The 20439-nt window shown below is 34.8% G+C and carries 15 protein-coding genes; 9 read left to right on the top strand and 6 right to left on the bottom strand.

From position 1 onward, the window contains the following. Nucleotides 1-13: 13 nt before the first annotated feature. Together LV89_RS06215 and LV89_RS06220 are read right to left on the bottom strand one after the other, a co-directional pair. Complete coding sequence (locus tag LV89_RS06215; protein WP_109742006.1) at nucleotides 14-529, bottom strand: putative outer membrane beta-barrel protein; 516 nt, start codon at nucleotides 527-529, stop codon at nucleotides 14-16. 308 nt (nucleotides 530-837) lie between these two features. Beyond that, nucleotides 838-2592: a phospho-sugar mutase gene (locus LV89_RS06220; RefSeq protein ID WP_109742007.1), complete on the bottom strand. Its 1755-nt coding sequence runs from the start codon at nucleotides 2590-2592 to the stop codon at nucleotides 838-840. Nucleotides 2593-3098: 506 nt separating this feature from the next. Here LV89_RS06220 and LV89_RS06225 point away from each other — a divergent pair. The 6 genes from LV89_RS06225 to accD all read left to right on the top strand — a co-directional run bounded on the left by LV89_RS06225 (nucleotide 3099) and on the right by accD (nucleotide 14371). After that, nucleotides 3099-6479: a SusC/RagA family TonB-linked outer membrane protein gene (locus LV89_RS06225; RefSeq protein ID WP_109742008.1), complete on the top strand. Its 3381-nt coding sequence runs from the start codon at nucleotides 3099-3101 to the stop codon at nucleotides 6477-6479. A gap of 91 nt (nucleotides 6480-6570) precedes the next feature. Continuing rightward, nucleotides 6571-8022: a RagB/SusD family nutrient uptake outer membrane protein gene (locus LV89_RS06230; RefSeq protein ID WP_109742009.1), complete on the top strand. Its 1452-nt coding sequence runs from the start codon at nucleotides 6571-6573 to the stop codon at nucleotides 8020-8022. Between the two features lie 76 nt (nucleotides 8023-8098). Further along, nucleotides 8099-8959 carry a zinc-binding metallopeptidase gene (locus LV89_RS06235; RefSeq protein WP_109742010.1) on the top strand — a complete coding sequence of 287 codons (861 nt, stop codon included), beginning with the start codon at nucleotides 8099-8101 and terminating at the stop codon, nucleotides 8957-8959. Nucleotides 8960-9046: 87 nt separating this feature from the next. Beyond that, entirely contained in the window at nucleotides 9047-10411 is a 1365-nt protein-coding gene (locus tag LV89_RS06240) for a DUF4302 domain-containing protein (RefSeq protein WP_109742011.1), read from the top strand. A 293-nt stretch (nucleotides 10412-10704) separates the two neighbouring features. After that, entirely contained in the window at nucleotides 10705-13362 is a 2658-nt protein-coding gene (locus LV89_RS06245) for a T9SS type A sorting domain-containing protein (protein WP_109742012.1), read from the top strand. 166 nt (nucleotides 13363-13528) lie between these two features. After that, on the top strand, nucleotides 13529-14371 hold the full coding sequence (gene accD, locus LV89_RS06250; RefSeq protein ID WP_109742013.1) for an acetyl-CoA carboxylase, carboxyltransferase subunit beta: 843 nt from the start codon (nucleotides 13529-13531) through the stop codon (nucleotides 14369-14371). A 97-nt stretch (nucleotides 14372-14468) separates the two neighbouring features. Here the strand turns inward: accD and LV89_RS06255 are convergent, their stop codons facing one another. The 4 genes from LV89_RS06255 to LV89_RS06270 form a co-directional block, all read right to left on the bottom strand. Beyond that, nucleotides 14469-14816 (bottom strand): heavy-metal-associated domain-containing protein, encoded by a 348-nt coding sequence (locus LV89_RS06255; RefSeq protein WP_109742014.1) that lies wholly within the window; start codon nucleotides 14814-14816, stop codon nucleotides 14469-14471. 114 nt (nucleotides 14817-14930) lie between these two features. After that, nucleotides 14931-15665 (bottom strand): heavy-metal-associated domain-containing protein, encoded by a 735-nt coding sequence (locus LV89_RS06260; RefSeq protein ID WP_158279525.1) that lies wholly within the window; start codon nucleotides 15663-15665, stop codon nucleotides 14931-14933. 67 nt (nucleotides 15666-15732) lie between these two features. Continuing rightward, on the bottom strand, nucleotides 15733-17970 hold the full coding sequence (locus LV89_RS06265; RefSeq protein WP_229201480.1) for a TonB-dependent receptor: 2238 nt from the start codon (nucleotides 17968-17970) through the stop codon (nucleotides 15733-15735). 131 nt (nucleotides 17971-18101) lie between these two features. Beyond that, nucleotides 18102-18533, bottom strand: a complete 432-nt coding sequence (locus tag LV89_RS06270; RefSeq protein WP_109742016.1) for an HYC_CC_PP family protein — start codon at nucleotides 18531-18533, stop codon at nucleotides 18102-18104. Between the two features lie 165 nt (nucleotides 18534-18698). Here LV89_RS06270 and LV89_RS06275 point away from each other — a divergent pair, with 165 nt between their 5' ends. The 3 genes from LV89_RS06275 to LV89_RS06285 all read left to right on the top strand — a co-directional run bounded on the left by LV89_RS06275 (nucleotide 18699) and on the right by LV89_RS06285 (nucleotide 20399). Then, on the top strand, nucleotides 18699-18974 hold the full coding sequence (locus LV89_RS06275; RefSeq protein ID WP_109742017.1) for a DUF2752 domain-containing protein: 276 nt from the start codon (nucleotides 18699-18701) through the stop codon (nucleotides 18972-18974). A gap of 49 nt (nucleotides 18975-19023) precedes the next feature. Beyond that, nucleotides 19024-19383 carry a TM2 domain-containing protein gene (locus LV89_RS06280; RefSeq protein ID WP_229201481.1) on the top strand — a complete coding sequence of 120 codons (360 nt, stop codon included), beginning with the start codon at nucleotides 19024-19026 and terminating at the stop codon, nucleotides 19381-19383. A 113-nt stretch (nucleotides 19384-19496) separates the two neighbouring features. Continuing rightward, complete coding sequence (locus LV89_RS06285) at nucleotides 19497-20399, top strand: hydroxypyruvate isomerase family protein (RefSeq protein WP_109742019.1); 903 nt, start codon at nucleotides 19497-19499, stop codon at nucleotides 20397-20399. The last annotated feature ends 40 nt before the right edge of the window (nucleotides 20400-20439 follow it).

Raw genomic sequence — 20439 nt, forward strand, 5'->3', positions numbered from 1 at the left:
GACAAACTTTTGATTAGAATTTGAATGTCAAACCTGCACGAGCATTTGAAACACCACTATAACCTAATTCTAATACAGCTCCAATATTATCAGAGAAGAAATATCTACCACCGATAAAATAGTTAAAATCTAAACCATTACCATAACTGTAACCAGTTCCATTATAGCCATCTTTCCAGCTAAATGAACGGTAACCTAAACCCAAACCAGCATAAAGGTCAACTTTATCTGAGTTAATTTTAAGAACTTCTCCTAAGTGATAAGCACCTCTTGCACCAATATAAAATGCAGTAAATCCAAGACCTGAACCATAATTACCAGAAGCGTAGTCAGCTTGTCCCCCAACGCTAATAGCATCCGTAATACCTACCTCGAAAGATGCTCCTAAAGGCAAACCTGTGCTGTAATATGAATTTAAACCTATTGTTGCGTTTAAATATTTATCTCCTTGTTTGTAAGCTTGTGAAAAACCTTGAGAAGCGGTTAACAATAATGCGAGAAGGAAGGAAAAAGTTAGTAATTTTTTCATGTTATAAAAAATTAAGGGTTGAAAATTGATTTAGTGTTATGTATTAATTGATTGTTTTATTGATTAAAATATCAAATATCTAACGGCACAAATTAAATACTTTTTATAATTACTGCAAGCCTAAACTTAGTAAGCGGTCGTATTTGATTCGTATTTGGGCGGGATTAATTTATAAACAACAATTATTTCTTTGAAAAATCAAATTGTTGTTTGCAAAACAAAGGTCAGAGAGTTTGGCGATTACTGACATGATAAATATCATAATAAAAGAGTTGAGACTACTCTTTTATTATGATAAGTGTTTATTTTTACTTCAATCCTAAGTCTTCTTGAATTGAAGAAACTTTAGCTTTTAAACTTGCTAAAACAGTTTCAAAATCCTCTGGACGGGTCAATGGAGCATTAACTGAAACATAAAACTTAATTTTAGGTTCTGTTCCTGATGGACGTGCTGAAACTTTTGTTCCATCTGCTAATACCAATTGAATTACATTTGAAGACTCCATTCCTAATCCTTCTGGAATATTGGTTACAACTCCTGTTTTCAAGTCCTTTGAAGTCAAGTTGGTATAATCCAAAACAGTAACTGGCTCTGAACCCGCCACTGTTGCGGGAATATTGCTTCTTAAATTCGCCATCATTTGTTGAATTTCTTCTGCTCCTGCTTTTCCTTTTTTAGTCAATGAAATCAAACCTTCGTAATAGAATCCATTTTCCATGTACATTTCTGTTAGGAAATCGAACAATGATTTACCGTTGTCTTTGGCATAAGCAGTTAATTCTGCAATCATAGCACATGAAGCCACCGCATCTTTATCACGCACAGCATCCCCAATTAAATATCCGTAAGATTCTTCTCCACCACCAATAAATTGTTCTTTACCTTCTAATTCACGAATAACGGCAGCAATATATTTAAAACCTGTAAGTGTATTATAACATTTAACACCCTGACTTTCACACATTTTATCAATGATATTGGTCGTCACAATGGTTTTTGCTACAAATTCTTTCCCTGTCAATTTCCCTGCTTTTTTCCAAGCACTTAATAAATAATAGATAATCAAACTTGCCATTTGGTTACCATTTAAAAGTACCCATTCTCCCGCAGGATTTTTCACGGCAGCTCCTACACGGTCGGCATCTGGGTCGGTAGCAATTACTAAATCTGCATCTAATTCTTTAGCTTGGTTCATGGCTAAAGTCATCGCTTCTGTTTCTTCTGGATTTGGATATACTACCGTTGGAAAATCCCCATTAGGTTCTGCTTGTGCTTGAACTACACTAACATTTTCAAAACCAAGTAATTGTAACGCTTTTGGCACAAGGGTAATACCTGTTCCGTGAATGGAAGAATAGACAATTTTTAAGTCTTGCTGGCGAGCAATTACGTCTGGATTGATAGAATTATGCTCGATTGTTTTTAAATATTCAGCATCAACTTCTTCTCCAATCATCGTAATTAAATCAGGATTTCCTGTAAAATTAATTTCATCAACTGCTTGAATTTTAGTAACCTCTGCCACAATTCCTTTGTCGTGCGGAGCAACTACCTGCGAACCATCGTTCCAGTAAGCTTTATAACCGTTATACTCACGTGGGTTGTGCGAAGCAGTTACCACTAAACCACCTTGGCAACCCAAATGACGAATAGCAAATGATAGTTCTGGCGTTGGGCGTAATGCTTCAAATAAGAATACTTTTATACCATTGGCAGAGAAAATATCTGCTGCTACACGAGCAAAATAAGGAGAATTATTACGTGAATCATGAGCGATTGCTACACTGATATTTCCATCAGGAATACTCATTTTCAGATAATTAGCAAAACCTTGTGTTGCTCCTCCAACCGTATATTTATTCATACGATTACAGCCAACACCCATTTCACCACGCATTCCACCCGTTCCGAACTCAAGGTCTTTGTAGAACGAATCTGTCAATTCAGTTTCTTTATTACCATCTAAAAGTTCTTGGATTTTGGCTTTTGTATCAGCATCGTAATTACCTGAAAGCCATGAATTAATTTTTTGTTGGGTAAGAGCGTCTAAGCCTGTTGACATAATTATTATTAGTTAATTTGAAAGTCTGAGATTATTTCTACAAAGCAAAGATAAAAATTATTTTCGGATTGGATAATGATACATAAATTTAGGGGCATTTAACTTTGGGCATTTTATATTAAGTAAGTACATTGACGATTTAAGAACGGTTCGAACGGTTCGCCGTTACAACTACAACCTACAATTCCCATAATCCTGATTATCAATTATTTACAAAAAATAACAATAGTAATTCATTGTGTCTCATTACTTATTCTCTAATAACTTGATTAATAATAAATTCCAACAAGAACCCCAACTTCTATTTAACCCCACTCCCAACTTAAAAATGTTCAACAGGGAAAATCTTGAATTTATATACATTTCCCCCCTTTGGTAACAAAAAGAACTAAAAACTTCATTGTAAATCATGTTTTTTAATCTATATTTATTTTTTGTATAATGACTCTAAACAGAGTTCGTATCAACATTCTGAGGTAATTTCTCTATTACAATCTAAAATTCTTATGAAGAAAAACCGTACTATGTTACATTTAAAATGGTTAAGTCCATTCATAATTTGTTGGTTCTATCTTACAAATTATACTTATGCTCACACAAACCTTATCACAAATTATGCGTTAGAAATTACAGTTTCTGGAAAAGTCACAGAAGCCAATAACGTCAATAGTGGAATTCCCGGAGCAACAGTAAGAGAAAAAGGGACAAAAAATGGCGTATCTGCCAATCTAAATGGTGAATATACCATCAAAGTAAAAGAGGGTGCTATCCTCATTTTTTCAGCTATTGGTTATAACTCGAAAGAGGTTGTTGTGAATAAACAGGCAAAAATTAATGTAAGTTTAGAAACGGACAATCAAGCTCTTGATGAAGTTATTGTGACGGGGTATCAAAAAATTGACCGAGCCAATTTTACGGGTGCGGCAGTTAAATTAAAGACAGATGATATAAAACTGGCAGGTACTATTGATATTGGACGTATGCTTGAAGGACGTGCTTCAGGTGTTTCAGTTCAAAATGTGTCGGGGTCATTTGGAGCTGCTCCTAAAATCAGAGTAAGAGGGGCAACTTCTATCACTGGTGAAAATAAACCTCTTTGGGTTATTGATGGCGTTGTATTAGAGGATGTTGTCAATATTTCAAATGATGACCTTTCTTCAGGTAATGCCAATACACTTTTGGGTTCGGCGGTTGCAGGATTAAACTCTGATGATATTGAGAGTTTTCAAATCCTGAAAGATGCCTCTGCAACCGCACTATATGGAGCAAGAGCGATGAATGGGGTTGTGGTTATTACAACTAAAAAAGGGCGTGTCCAACCTACGACCATCAACTATTCAAGCAATTTTTCAGTAACACTTCGTCCTTCTTATGATAGCTATAACATCATGAATTCAAATGAACAAATGGGTGTTTATGCAGAATTAGAAAGAAAAGGTTGGCTAACATACAGTGACGTTTCTCGTAGAGCAAATTCAGGTATTTATGGCAAAATGTACGACCTTATCAGTAGTTATGATGCTACCACCAAAAAATTTGGTTTGGAAAATACACCAGAAGCAAAATCTAATTTCTTACAAAGATATGCCTCTGTTAATACTGACTGGTTTAAAATATTATTCCGTAATTCTTTAACCCAAGAACATTCTCTTAGCATTAATTCTGGCTCTGAAGCTGCTCAGTATTATTTCTCTACTTCTGTTTATGATGACAGTGGTTGGTCAATTGCTGATAAAGTAAGACGTTACACTGCTACCATGAGAGCTAATTTTAATTTAAGTAAAAAACTTTCTTTAGGGTTTATAACAGTAGGTTCTATTAGAGAACAAAAAGCTCCGGGTTCACAGGATAGAGTGAACAATGCTTATCAAGGAAAATATGACCGTGATTTTGACATCAATCCTTTCAGCTATGCCCTCAATACCAGTAGAGCTTTAACTGCTTATGATGAAAATGGCAATTTAGAGTATTTTAAAAGAGATTTTGCTCCGTTTAATATCATTCAAGAATCTGCTACAAATTATCTGGATTTGAGCCAATTAGACCTAAAGTTACAATTAGAAACACAATATAAGTTTAATAAAAATCTTACTTACAATGTGTTAGGTACAATGCGTTATGTAAACTCAACCAGAGAAAATAAAACCTACGAAACTTCTAACCAAGCGAATGCCTATCGTGCAGCAGAGAGTAGTACGGTTAGAGAAGCAAACAAATATCTTTACAGAGACCCCGATAACCCTGAGGCTGAACCAGTAGTCGTTTTGCCACAAGGAGGTATTTATAAAAGAAATGAAGACAAATTGGTTAATTATTATGCCAGACATCAACTAAACTGGAGCAAAACTTTTGATGAAATTCACTCTGTCAATGTATTACTTGGACAAGAAATCAAATTTGCCAACCGTGAGGAAGCTTTTTTCAATGGTTTTGGATACCAATTCGACAAAGGGGGTATTCCTTTTACTGATTATAGAATTATCAAACAGGGTTTAGATTATAACTTCAATTATTATGGTTTAGAAAATAAAAGAGACCGTTATGTCGCCTTTTTCTCAAACGCAAGTTATGCTTACAAGAATAAGTATATTTTTAATGGTACAGCTCGTATAGATGGTTCGAACCAACTGGGACGTTCTGCCTCTGCACGTTATTTACCAACTTGGAATATCAGTGGTTCTTGGAATGCTAAAGAAGAAGATTTCTTAAAAGACAATGACTTGATTAGCAGATTGTCATTGAGAGGTACTTACGGACTAACAGCAAGTATGGGAAAAGTAAAAAACTCTACGGCTATCTTCAAAAATCAATTAACAACCAGACCTTATTTGTCTGAAAAAGAATCTCGTATATACATTGAAAGTTTAGAAAATTCAGAATTAACTTGGGAAAAACAATATGAAACCAATATTGGATTTGATTTAGGTTTATTCAATAATAGAATTAATTTGATTGTTGATGCGTATCAAAGAAAAGGCTTTGACCTTATTGGTAGAATTAAAACCTCAGGTGTGGGTGGGCAATTATTCAAAGATGCAAACTATGCCGATATGAAATCTCGAGGAATTGACATTGGTTTATCCGCCACAGTACTCAATTATAAAGACTTCCAATGGAAAACCAACCTTAATTATGCCATTAATCAGTCTGAGATAACCAATCTAAAAAGCCTTCCTTTAATATATGACCTTACCAAACAAGAAGGCGGAGCTCAACAAGGCTATCCTGTAAGAAGTATTTTCTCTTTAGATTTTAAAGGACTGAACAGTAACGGAATTCCAACATTTGTTAATGAAAAGGGAGAGGTTTCTACGATTGTTGATATTCAAAGCCAAGAAACAAAATATCTAAAATATGAAGGTTCACTTGACCCTACAATGTTTGGAGGTTTTTCTAATAGCTTTAAATATAAAAATTGGGATTTTAACGTATTTGTTTCGTTTCAAGGAGGAAATAAAATCAGACTTGATTCTAAGTTTTCAGAGGCTTACTCAGACTTAGTAGCTTCTCCAAAAGAGTTTTCAAACAGATGGGTTTTACCGGGAGACGAAGCTAAAACAAATATCCCTGCTATCATGGATGCAAGAATTGCATCATTATTAACTGGAGGTGAATATCCATTAACCAATTATAATCTATCCTCGGCAAGAGTTGTTAATGGCGACTTCGTAAGATTGAAAAACCTATCATTGGGTTATACCTTACCACTTGCTTGGGCAACAAAAATTGGATTTAAAGGACTATCGGCAAAGATTTCTGCAACCAATATCATGCTGTTATACTCTGATAAAAGATTGTTAGGACAAGACCCAGAATTCTTTGGTTCTGGAGGAGTGGCATTGCCTGTACCTAAGCAAGTATCTTTCTCTTTGAAAGCAACACTTTAGTCACAACCTTTTTTCAAAGTATCTAAATTTTGTGTATTGAGAAATCCGTTTTTAGATACATGAATCTATTAATTTTAAAAAATAACATAACATGAAGAAATTCATTCTATATATAAGTACACTATGCCTGATAACATTATCTGGCTGTGATAATTATCTGGATACCATTCCTGATAATAGAACTGACATTAATACGCCCGAAAAAATATCTGAATTATTGGTTGGTGCATACCCATCGGGAAGTTATCACGCTTTTTGCGAAATCATGTCGGATAATATTGAGGATAATTATAACAACTCAACTCCAAACCAAATCTATTCAAAACCCTATTTTTGGGACGATGTTTTACAGCTTGATGAAGACTCTCCACAGTTTTACTGGAAATCTTGTTATACTGCCATTGCAGCAGCCAATCAAGCTTTAGAATCAATCAAAGCCTTGGGAGGTACGCCCAATCTTAATCCCCAAAAAGGAGAAGCTTTAGTGGCAAGAGCTTATGCACATTTTATGCTTGTCAATTTATTTTCTAAATTTTATGACCCAAGCACTCCTAATTCAGACTTGGGCATTCCGTATGTTACTGAAACAGAGAAAGTCGTTCTCAAAAAATATGACCGTAAAACAGTTGCTTACGTATATGAAATGATTGAAAAAGATTTGTTGGAAGGTTTACCTTTAATCAGCGACCAAGTTTATAAAGTGCCTGCCTATCACTTTACTCAAAACGCTGCCAATGCTTTTGCTTCACGTTTTTATTTGTATAAAAAAGACTATAATAAAGTCATTGAATATGCTTCAAAAGTGGCAGGAACAAATGGGTTTAGTAGTAATTTAAGAAATTGGAACACCAATTATTCTACTAAAAGCTTTACCATTATTAGAACAGAATACAGCCAAGCTACTGAAAAAGCAAACCTGTTATTAGCAGAAACAAGTTCATATTGGGGAAGATATTGGGCGGCATCTATAAGATACGGACTCAACATTAATACAGCTCGTAGTTTATATTTTGGAGCAAATCCAGCGGGTGGCTCTTTTGCATATTCTCTTTTCGGGAGTGATAATGGCGTATATCTCCCTAAATACAATGAATATTTTGTACGTATAAACTCAAGTGCAAATATTGGTAATGGCTTTAACATGAACCCTTTATTTACAACAGAAGAAGTACTTTTTAATAGAGCTGAAGCCTATTTGTATAAAAATGATGTAACAAATTGCTTAGCAGATTTGAATACATTTTTAAGCCTAAGAATAGCCAATTATAGCCCTGCTTCCCACACGCTGACGGTAGCAAAAAACAATGCTTATTATGGCACAACTAATACATCGGGGGCATTGTTACAAACTATTATTGATTATAGAAGAAGAGAATTCATGCACGAAGGAATGCGTTGGTTTGACTTATTGCGTTATAAAATTCCAGTAACTCATTATAATATTGATGGTACAAGCCAAACGTTAACGGCTACTGATAAAAGACGAGTTCTGCAAATTCCACAAGAAGCCTCTCTATCAGGAATGGCTCTAAATCCGAGATAGTAAATGATTCAAAGTATTGAGTTCATAAAAACTTTTCGTGTTTTATTATTTATCAGTAATTAACAAGATACAAAAAATGAAAAAGACATTTATTAATATATCACTGTTTGCTCTTATCATGAGCATACTATGTGCTTGTAATAGTACAGTAGAAGATTTGAGTCCTAAAGTTGATGGATTGGGCGGAGATGTTTACACCAAACAACCCCTTGATAATTGGATAGAACAAACCTTTACAAAACCTTATAATATTGAAGTTAAATACCGTTGGGACCCTTACGAAGTACCTCTTGACAAAACGTTAGTACCACCACTTGTGGCAAAAGTTCAACCTACGATGGAAGCTGTAAAGGCAATCTGGATTGACCCTTATGAACAAGAAGCAGGTTCTGACTTTATTAAGAAGTTTTGTCCCAAACAATATGTATTGGTAGGCAGTGCCAATTGGAATACTAACGGAACAATTGTTTTAGGAACGGCAGAAGGCGGAAGAAAGGTTGTTTTATATGTAATTAATGACTTCGACAAAAAGAACGTAGAGGGCGTAAAGCAAATGTTACATACTATCCACCATGAATTTGGTCATATTTTACATCAAAATATTTTGTATCCATTAAGTTTCAAACAAATCACACCGGGTAGCTATACCTCAAATTGGTACAATGTATCTGACTCAGAGGCATTAGCCGCAGGCTATATCACTCCATACTCAATGAATGGCCCTGACGAAGATTTTGTTGAAATATTATCTACAATGTTGGTTGAAGGCAAAACAGGTTTTGATGCTTTAGTAAACTCAAGTACAACCACAGCAGGCAAAGCAGCAATTCGTCAGAAAGAGCAAATTGTGGTAGATTATTTGAAAAAATCCTATAACATTGATTTTAAAAGTTTACAGACTCGTACACAAACGGCTATTATCAACTTTACAAAATGATTTCATCAAGCGACTGGTTTTTAGTAATGGGAAAAGAAATACTATACTCTTCTATCACTAATAACGATTCGCCTAATTCATACTATCATGAAAAAATTTCTTATATATTCAATACTCTTTCAATTGGTATTTTTTGCTTGCAAAAAATCTGAAATTGACCCAATATTTGAAGAGTCAAGTAACAAAAGGGTTACGACGCAAATAGAAGCCTATAAAAAACAATTGATAAGTTCTGAATACGGTTGGAAAGGACTTTATTACCCCAACGGAGCAAAAGACGGAGGATATAGTTTTTTCTTAAAATTTGATGCCAATGGCAATGTTTCGATGTATTCAGACATTGATGGTTTCTATTATTTTACCAATGGCTATGATAAAGCATTTACCACAACGTATCAGATAAAAGCATTACAAAAACCAACATTGGTATTCGATTCTTATTCTTATTTGCATGAACTTGTCAATCCAGATTATAACGGAGGAACAGGGCAACTCGCAGATTTAGAATTGGCTATTTCCTCATCAACAGATGCTCAAATCAATTTGGTAGGCAATGTCCACCAAACTGAAATGGTTTTAACCAAAATAACCAAAACCGAATCTGAAAGTTTAGCAAAAGGAGGTTTAGCTTCTGTCTTTAACAATACTTATGATTATGCTAATACAGGAAAATTTTTAACGTTGGTTTTCCCTACTGGTGAAAAGTCAGATTTATTGATAAATATGTCTGCCAAACAGTTGGGACTTTTCTATATCAATAAAAGTGGAGAAGTGGACGTCGCTTATTCTGCATTTAGTGTCACTACTACGGGAATTCAGTTAAAAGATGCCATTTCATTATATGGCATTAAATTTCAAGAATTATTCTGGGACGATGCCAAGAAACTTTATTACATCAATGTAAATAATACCAGAATCAATATTACAGGAACATCTAAACCTGCTTTACCTTTTTATTATGCTCTCGGAAATTTATTTGTAGGTTTCAATATGAATCCAAACATTCCAACACAAACAGTTGAGTATAAAGCATTATATGAAAAAATAAAAGCAAATGTTATTAGTTTATCTACTGCTGCTCCTGTGCGAGTAATCGGAAATGTATTTTTGGAATATCTACCAGACGACGGGGTATTTGCTCTTGTTGTATCATATACCAGAACAAACCCTGATGGAACATTGGTTTTTAATGGTGCTGGTGTTTTGTACTACCAACCAAGTCTTGATAGTAAGGGAAATATCAAATTTACACGCCTTTCTACTACGGCAACGCTAAGTGGTGGCACATTAAGCAGTGGAATTAGTGGAATTGTTAGTGCAGGTATAAAACCTTTAACAGATGTTTTAGAAGGAAATACATTTCTTTGGGACTATGACCCAACTGCTGAGAGAACGGCAGTTCTAAAAAGTAATGGCCCTCAAAATATTTCTATTAAAGGTCTTTTATACTAATTGACTTTGATAGTAATTATCCAAAGCCTTTCTTATAACCCATAAGAAAGGCTTTTTTATTTTGTAATTCACTCAATTCTTCAACATCTACTTTAAGAATTTATCCTGAGAATTTTACTTTGCACGATATTTGAGTTTGAATTGATACCTACATAATTTATCACAATTCAAGTTTTATTTTATCGTTTAAAATAATCAAGGCAACGAATTATAAACAAGGACTGTCTTGATTTAACAACGAATAAACCATTTCATCTAACAACTACAAAAATTAATTTTTATTTATACTTTCCATGAAAAGGACTTTACTCTCAGCCATATTATTGCTTTGTTATGTAATTAGTTACGGACAACAAAAAACAGATAGTTTTTCTACTAAAGGAGTAGAAATTATATGCCCTATTCCTGATTTTTCTAAGCCATATACTCCGTCTTATATTGCTCCGCCAATAGAATATCTTAGAAAATTTGATAAAAATGCACGTCCACAAGCTGACCGTTCTAAGTTTATTGTTACTTATGTTGACTTTCCGACCGATGCAAAAGCGGCATTTCAAAAAGCCGTAGATATTTGGCAATCCATCCTAATTTCAGATGTGCCAATTAGATTAACTGCCCGTTGGGAAAGCTTAGGAAAAACAATATTAGGTTCGGCATCGGCAAATTCTCTTTATCGTGATTTCTCGGGTGCAAATAAAGCCTTTACGTATTATCCTATTGCATTGGCAGAAAAAATGGCTCACCAAGAATTGAATGGGAACAATCCTGATATTGTTGCTCGTTTCAACTCAGATTTTAACTGGTACTTAGGCACAGATGGAAAAACGCCTGCCAATCGCCAAGATTTTGTATCAACGGTTCTCCATGAAATTGGGCATGGTTTAGGTTTCTTTGGTTCTCTTAGACCTTACGAAGCAGATGCAACTCAAGGAATTATTACAGATGGAGGTTTACCATACATTTATGACCATTTTACTGAAAATGCTACTAATCAAAAATTACTAAATACTGATGTTTTTAAAAACCCTTCAACAGACTTATATAAAGCCTTAACGGGCGGAAATCTGTATGCAAATTCTCCCGAAATATTAAAAAATAATGATGGCGTTCCCGCTCGTTTATATGCTCCGAGTACGTATTCGTCAGGCTCAAGTTATAGCCATTTAGATGAAACAACTTATAGAACTGGCACAATCAATGCTACCATGACGCCACAAGGAGCAAACGGAGAAGTAAATAACAATCCCGGACCAATTGTTTTGGCATTTTTCAGAGATATGGGGTGGACGGGTTCTTCTATTACACACAAAAGATTAACCGACTTAGAAGACTTGAATAAAGCCTTAACTTTTGATGTAAAACTCTTTAGTGATACCACTTATAAACCTGAAAGCGTAAAGTTATTTTATAGTTTGGGTGATGTAAAAACAACAGCAACTGAAGTAAAATTAACACGAAAAGGCACATCAGATGATTATACTTTTACACTCCCTGCTGATGGAAAAGAAAAAGTAATTTCATATTATTTTACTGCCGAAGATAACGCAGGAAGAAAATTAATAACACCTGCACAAGCTCCTGAGACAATTACGACAAAAATTGGAACATTAACTTTAAAATTTGAAACACCTTATAAATTCAGAATTGGTGCGGATACCACTAAACCTACGGCTACTTTTGTGAATAATTTATCTTCGATTTTTGCCACAGATACTAAATTAACGCTACCAAGTCTTACGGCTTCTGACAACATTGGAATCGACACCGTTTATGTTGAATATCAAGTAGATGGAAAAACGTTGCCTTCTTTTGGTTTGACAAGAACAGATGCTTTTGAGGTAATTTCGGGTGGATTTGGCAATAGTTTTTCTGGTACTTTTGACTTTACTTCTTTAGGGTTAAAAGGTGGTGAAAAAATCTCATATCGTGTCATTGTGCAGGATAAATCAAAGGCAAAAAACAAGGTTATTTTCCCTAAAACTGGTTATTACGATATTCAAGTACAAAAAATATTAGCCGCAGTTAGTAAATATGTAACCGACTTTGAATCTACTCCCAAAGAGGATTTGTACTTAAAGGGATTCTCGGTGAAAGCTTTTGGAACTGGACTAAATGGAGGAACAGCTCTGCAAACAGACCACCCTTATGCAGACGGTTCAGAGAATAATTATCCAAATTCAAGTTCTGATTTTTATACCAATTCAATAGTTAATTTATTGAAACCAATCATTTTAAGAAGTGATACTGCTAATATTTATTTTGACGAAATTGCCTTAGTTGAACCTGGTGAAGATGGCTTAGCTTTTCAAAGTAACGGAGCTGTAAACCGTAACTTTTTCGATTATGTAATTGTAGAAGGTTCTAAAGATGGTGGTAAAACATGGAAATGGTTTCAAGATGGTTGGGATAGTAACTCCCAAACTGCTTGGAGAACCGCTTGGGATAGCAAAGTAGATGCCAATGGCAACTCGTTAGCCGTAGCAGATGCAAGTTTATACAAGCCAAGAGTGATTAATATGTTGGCTTCGGGTGATTTTAAAGCGGGCGAACAAATATTAGTTCGTTTCAGAATGTTAGCTGACGTTGGGGGTTATGGTTGGGGTTGGTCTATCGACAATTTGAATATTCAAGGAAATAATCCACGCCCAACAGTTGTCGTAAAACCTTTAGCAAGCGAACCAACAACTGAAACCGCTGAACTTAAATTAACGCCTAACCCAAGTACAACGGGACAATTTTTATTAACTGCAAAATTTGACAAAGCAGTTGGCAATGTAACCCTTTCGGTAGGTACATTATCTGGAAATGAAATTACCTCAATGGATTTCCAAGGTGTAGGCAGAGATTTTAGCCAAACAGTTGACCTTTCTCGTTTTGTGGGCGGTACGTACTTAATTCGTATGCAAACCAATAATGAAACCCTTGTACGTAAAGCAGTTTATGTGAAATAGTTGATTTTTGAGCAAAAAGGGAAAGACTTGAATTTGTAGAATAATAAATATTCTAATTTCAACTCTTTCCCTTTTCTTTTTTAGCTTATCTTTGCAGTCTGTTATTTGTTACGTATTATTTTTTGAAATAAATTCTTGAATAATACACACCCAAACTACTAAAAATATGTCTTGGTTTACCAGAAAAGATAAGGGTATCCTAACCCCAACAGAATCAAAACGTGAAGCTCCAGACGGACTTTGGTATCAATGTCCATCATGTAAAAAAGCGATGCACACTCGTGAACATCGTTTATTGGCTTACACTTGTTCAAATTGCAATTACCACGAAAAAATAGGCTCTCAAGAATATTTTGAGCTACTTTTTGACCAAACAAGATATACAGAACTTGATGCCATGTTATCATCAGGCGACCCTTTGAACTTTGTAGATACCAAAAAATATCCAGATAGAATCAGGGCTACTGAAAAGAAAACAGGTTTGAAAGATGCCGTAAGAACAGCACACGGAAAAATGAATGATGCTGACATTGTGATTTCTGCTATGGACTTTTCTTTCATCGGTGGTTCGATGGGTTCAGTAGTTGGGGAGAAAATCGCAAGAGGAATTGATTATGCTTTGGAACACAAAATCCCATTTTTGATGATTTCAAAGTCTGGAGGAGCAAGAATGATGGAAGCTGGTTTTTCATTAATGCAAATGGCGAAAACTTCAGCAAAATTAGCATTATTGGCAGAAGCAGGTATTCCATATATTTCTCTTTTGACCGACCCTACAACGGGTGGAGTAACGGCTTCTTATGCCATGTTAGGTGATTTTAATATCTCTGAACCGGGTGCATTAATTGGTTTTGCAGGTCCACGTGTAATCCGTGAAACAATTGGGAAAGACCTTCCAAAAGGCTTCCAAAGTGCCGAATTCGTTTTAGAACACGGTTTCTTAGATTTTATCGTTGATAGAAAAGATTTAAAAGACAAGCTTTCTTCTTTATTGGGAATGTTAGCTTAATAGATATTAGGATTTAAGTGTTGGGCATTATTGTTGCAACTTGATTAATAGCGAGTTATAACACTAATGCCCAATCCATTATCTTTAATTCTAAAAATTACTCCCTCATTCCTCCTTTCTTGCAACAACCCGGTAATTTTTCATAGCCAACTGGGTCAGCTACTAATTCATCGGCATCGTAACCAACTGCCGAAATCGCTTTTTTAATTTTCTCTACCGATGTTTTCTTTGGGTTAAAAATCACCGTAGTTACTTTGTCTTTACTGTCCAAATCAACATTAGACTCCATTACGCCTTTTGTAAAAGCTAATTTCTTCTCGATGGTTTCTTTGCATTGCTCACAAATAGCCGATGTCTTGATTTTTACGGTTTCAGTCTTTGGTTTATCAGCAAATGTAATGGCTGACACAAATAACAGGACGAATAAAATGATGCTCTTTTTCATGTTTTTTTGTTTGTTTTGTACTTTATGCTGTAAGCCGTAGGCAATAAGCTATAAGTATGTTTTTGTTAAAATTTTAATCTATTTTTTCTTTGCGTATGGCTTAAAGCCTATTGTCTAAAGCATAATAAGTAAGGCTATTCCAATCAACACCATCAACGAATTTTCAATAATCGTTACGGTACTCATTGGCAAATTAAAGACTGTACCCAAACAGGCACAACGAATTTTACGCTTATCAACTACACTTTGAATTACCCCTAAAGCTCCGAAAGCCATAATGATAATATCTGCCCAATAAACCAATTGAGGTTGAAAGTGAATTAAACAAAGCAAGCCTAATGCCAATTCTATAAAAGGATAAAGTTTACCATAAAATGGCACTTTTGCCGCTAATAAATCATACATCTGGAAACTTTCGGCGAAGGCTTTTACGTCTAATAGTTTAAAAAATGAAAACACCAAAAAGAATCCCGTCATAAAATTATGTAAAAACATTTTTAACTGAAAATGCTCCATTGCGTAAATTCCTGCATGAAAAGAGGTCAAAAAACTGACGATTGCAATCATTCCCGCAATCAACAAAAGTGGATAATATTGACTCGTCCACGATTGGCTCTGCGTTGTAATTTCACTCACGATTGGATTCGTAATAAAAGCGTATTTGCTATGTGGCTTTAAGGTTTCTATAATTTTGTCGTTAGATAATTTCTCTTCTGTTTCAATTATCACTGAATTGTCTGAAAATTTTGCAACGACTGATTTTACACTTGGAATTTGAGAAAAAACGTGTTGTATTTTATACTCGCAGGCTTCGCAAGTCATGCCTGATATATTGAATTGTTGTGTCATTTTTTGTAGTGACGTATCGCATACGCCATTTTTATCCATAATTGGCGTATGCAATACGCCACTACTTTTATTTAATTTTATACCTCATGCCTACGTAAACCATTCTTCCAATGACGGGTCCCCAAACCATAGAGGCATCAAAGTTTTTACTGAAAGGGTCTTTTGCTGATAATATGGGGTCTTTTTGCGTAAAATTATTCAAATTTTCGCCTCCTACATACATTTCCCATTTATAAAAAGCCTTTGTAATTTGGGCATTTATATTTGAAAAAGCAGGAGCAAATACCGTCGGAGAAGTGGCAGAATGTACGTGTCCTTCTGCAAAATCAGGAATTCTTCGCTTTCCATTCCATTGCCAAGTAATGTCAAATTTCCATTTATCATACTTTGTAGCGTATCCCAAATTCAATAAAAACCTATCACGATTAACAAATTGTTTAGGCAACAAAGTTAATTCTCCCGAAGGCGTTGCAACGTCATTTTGTACATCAAAAACACGATAGGCTAATTTCAAGTCCATTCGTTTCATTGGAGCATAATTAATTTCTGCCTGAAAACTATTAGAAAACGAACGACCTTTCAAATTATACATTCTTACATAATCGGCATTTTCCATATCTACAATGAGTTGATTCTGAAAATCGGTTCGATACGCATCTAAAATTAGCGTTCCTTTTTTGCCAAAAAGATAAAAATCATTGCTAAAACTAATCCCAAAATTCCAAGACTCCTCTGGTCTAATCACTTCATTGACAGACAATTGGCGTGAGTTGACTAACATTCCAAAATTCTCCGAAATAGCATTGGGCATTCTCCAACCTTTTCCTGCACTCAAACGCAAAGCTGAGTTTGGCGAAACGTCATATTTCAAGTGAAATCTTGGGGTAAATCGAGTTCCGTAAAGATTATGAAAATCTACTCTCCCACCAATGACAACGGTCAATTTTTCAGGAATCGTCTCGGTATATTCCACAAATGCCCCGGGAACAGACTCCATTCTTTTGAATGTAGAATCAATATATTTTTCGTTATAATCATCTAATAAATAACTTAAACCCGCTTTGTATTGATGATTTGTATTGTCAATAATATTCTGATAAATCAGATTGGCGTAAAGGCTTTTCTGTGTTCCTGTATAATTTTTAAAACCAAAATACGAAACATTATCATGCACTAAACCATTGATAATCAAGCCTAAACCTTTGTATGGTTGCAACTGATAAAGTTTTGCAGTTTTACTAAAAAACTCATAACGCTGTGTTTTGCTTCCAAAACCATAAAACTTGCCAGAATTACGGTCAGTATTCGGATTAAAATTAACTTGTCCGCCAGTTCTATCTTCATAAAGTGCTTTTACGCCAAACTGAGCCATCATTTTGTCAGACTGATACTTCCAACGATTAATACCGTTGAACTGTGTGTAAAGTGGTAAATCTAAAAATCCATCATTATTTTGGTCTAATTTTGTTTGCAAAGTGCTGGCGTGTGTGAGCAAACCAACCGACCATTTTTTATTGATTTTATTGGCTAAATTCAAATTAATTTCGCCCCTACCTTGTGAACTTCCATAAGCATTCAGGTACAATTTTTCTGCCATATCGGGCTTGGCTAATTCAATATTCAAAGCACCCGTCATTGATTCATATCCATTTACAACAGAACCTGCCCCTTTTGCCACATCAATGGAAGCCAACCAAGTTCCAGGAATATAATTGAGCCCAAAAGCTGTATTTAATCCTCTTATCGACGGAATATTTTCAACATTTGTTTGAATATAATTTCCAGAAAGTCCCAATAATTGAATTTGTTTTGACCCCGTAATGGCATCAGAATAACTCACCGAAACAGAAGCATTCGTCTCAAAACTCTCCGAAAGGTTACAACAAGCAGCTTTAGCAAGAGCTTTTGTCGTGATGATTTCGGTATGAATTGGATTCATTTTATCTATTGATGTAGCTTCACTTTTTACCACAACTTCTTGTAAGTCTGAATTTTGAACCGTTAAATAAATCGTTACATAATCTAAAGAATGAACCATCAAAGTGTCCGTTCTGTATCCGACTGAGCTAACAATTAATTCGTGATTTTGTGGAGATTTATTCAACGAAAATTCTCCTTTTTTATCGGTTGAAGTGCCATTTTTGGCATTTTCCCAACGTAAGGTTGCTCCGATAATTGGTTCTGTTTTTCCATTTGCTTTCTTTTCCAAAACAATTCCTCTAACCATTTCTGATTGAGTAAATCCATCTTTTGAAAACATTAAAAAACTAAAAACCAATAATTTAAACAATATTTTTGTGTTCATAAATTTGATTTTATATTATGCAAGAACGTATCGGATACGCTCACATTCAGACCATATAGACGTACATGATATGCCCACATAGCAAACGATGCAATTAAGTAATAGACTTCTTGATACTTAATTGAGAAAAATCAAATTAGGAAAGATTGATTACGCACGAGAATATCTCGTCCCGAAAGCGGAGGGGCTGAATTTGAATAATGAAGGGTATTAAAAGAAATTGTTTCTTTTATACTCGCAAAAGCATAAACAAACAAAGGTGTTGAAACATAAGGATTTAATTCAAAATTGAATTTTACCTTTAAATTTTGCGAAGCATACGGCGTGATTTTATAATGAGCAACATGGTCTGAACAGCATTTGGCTCTTTTCAGCACTATTTTTTTAGAATGCTCATTATTTGCCTTTTTAGGAGGGCAACATCTTTTTTTAGGAACAGATAATGAATAGGTCTTTTCACCTTTTATTTTGCAAAAATGCTCGTACATAGCAAATCCAGTGCTGGCAAATAGCACTTGAAGAGCCATAAAAAGGCAAAATATGCGGGTTAATTGATTTTTCATTACATTGCAAATATAATTTTAAAACGAACATAAAGTTTAATTTAGTTCAATCCTAATGATAAAATTAATATTCATCACAAAAAATCTCTTGGTCAAATGTGAAAAATACCACTTCATGTAGAAAAATAACCAATGAATGAAAATTTACCACAACTTTGATTCAAGATGAAACGGAGCATAAACATAGAATTACTTTTCTGGATTGGCGGACTTACTTGCTTAGCTTTTAGTAATCCTTCTGAAAGTCATTTTACTTTATGCCCTATTAAAAACTTAGGATTTTCTTTTTGCCCCGGTTGTGGATTAGGTCATTCGATTTCTTATCTTTTTCACGGAGAAATAAAAGCGTCATTCCAACATCATCCGCTTGGTTTTTTTGCCTTAGCGGTCATTTTAAAAAGAATTTTTCAATTAATTCGTAACACAGACTTTAGTCTGTAATTTTTTAAACACAAGCAGACTAAAATCTGCATTACTAAAAACTAAAACTATGAACACTAACATTTTAATGATGCTTTCAAATCTTGATGCTGAGGAAGCCATGTTTATTCAAAATTTAATTAAAGACATGAACGAAGACCAACAACGTAACTTCGTGATGATGTACCAAAATAAACGCCGAGACACAACCTTAATCTTAATTACTACCATTATAGGATTTTTTGGTTTTGCAGGTATTCAACGTTTTTTGACCGACCAAATCGGTATGGGAATTCTTTACTTCTTTACGGGTGGTTTCTGTTTTGTAGGAACAATTATAGATTTAGTGAATCACAAAAGTTTAGCATTGGAGTATAATCAAAAAGTAGCTTACGAAACGCTAAATGTTATGAAGACTTGGCATCAGTAATTTGCAGCTAAAAAATGATAGATATTCCAAAAAGTTATTGTAAATTCCATTGATTTTTGAGTATAATTCAAAGACAAAAGCCTCTCTCATTCAGACTTAGGAATAACTAAAAAATGGAAAAATCAATCTCACGCCGAACAGCACTACAAAGCGTCGGTTTAGCAACTGCAACTATGCTAACAAGTTCACTCAGCAACCGCATCGAAGCCGCTGATACCCAAATGGGTGCAGGTCTCAAGGGTAGAATTAATCATTCGGCTTGCCGTTGGTGTTATAATACAATTCCCTTTGAGGATTTGTGTAAATCTGCCAAAGAAATCGGGATGCAATCTCTTGAATTGACAGGACCTTCGGAATGGGAAATACTTAAAAAATATGACCTTACTGCCGCTATTGGTTGGCCAGAAGAAAACAAATGGGGAAACGGCATGGGCTTAACATCTTGTTTCAACAATGTTAAAAACCATGATGGATTAGTGGCTTTATATGAAGACTTAATTCCGAAAGCAGCAAAAGCAGGTATCAAAAACTTGATTACTTTTTCTGGAAATCGTAATGGTTTGAGCGATGAAGATGGTTTGATTAACTGTAAAAAAGGACTTCAAAGAATCATGAAAACGGCTGAAAAGTATGACGTTACGATTACGATGGAGTTACTGAATTCAAAGGTAAACCACAAGGATTATCAATGTGACCATACTGATTGGGGTGCTGCTCTTTGCGAAATGGTTGGTTCTGATAAATTCAAATTGCTTTATGATATTTACCACATGCAAATCATGGAAGGTGACGTAATTGCAACAATCAAAAAGTATAACCAATATATTTCTCATTATCATACAGGAGGTGTTCCGGGACGTAATGAAATTGATGACACGCAAGAATTAAACTACCCTGCTATTATGAAAGCTATCGTTGATACAGGTTATAAAGGTTTCGTTGGACAAGAGTTTGTTCCTGCAAGAACTGATAAAATTGCTTCGTTGAAACAAGGTGTTTTAATCTGTGATGTGTAAAAAAACAGTAAACAGTAAACAGTAAACAGTAAACAGTAAA

Source organism: Arcicella aurantiaca, assembly GCF_003148625.1.
Taxonomy (GTDB): Bacteria; Bacteroidota; Bacteroidia; order Cytophagales; family Spirosomataceae; genus Arcicella; species Arcicella aurantiaca.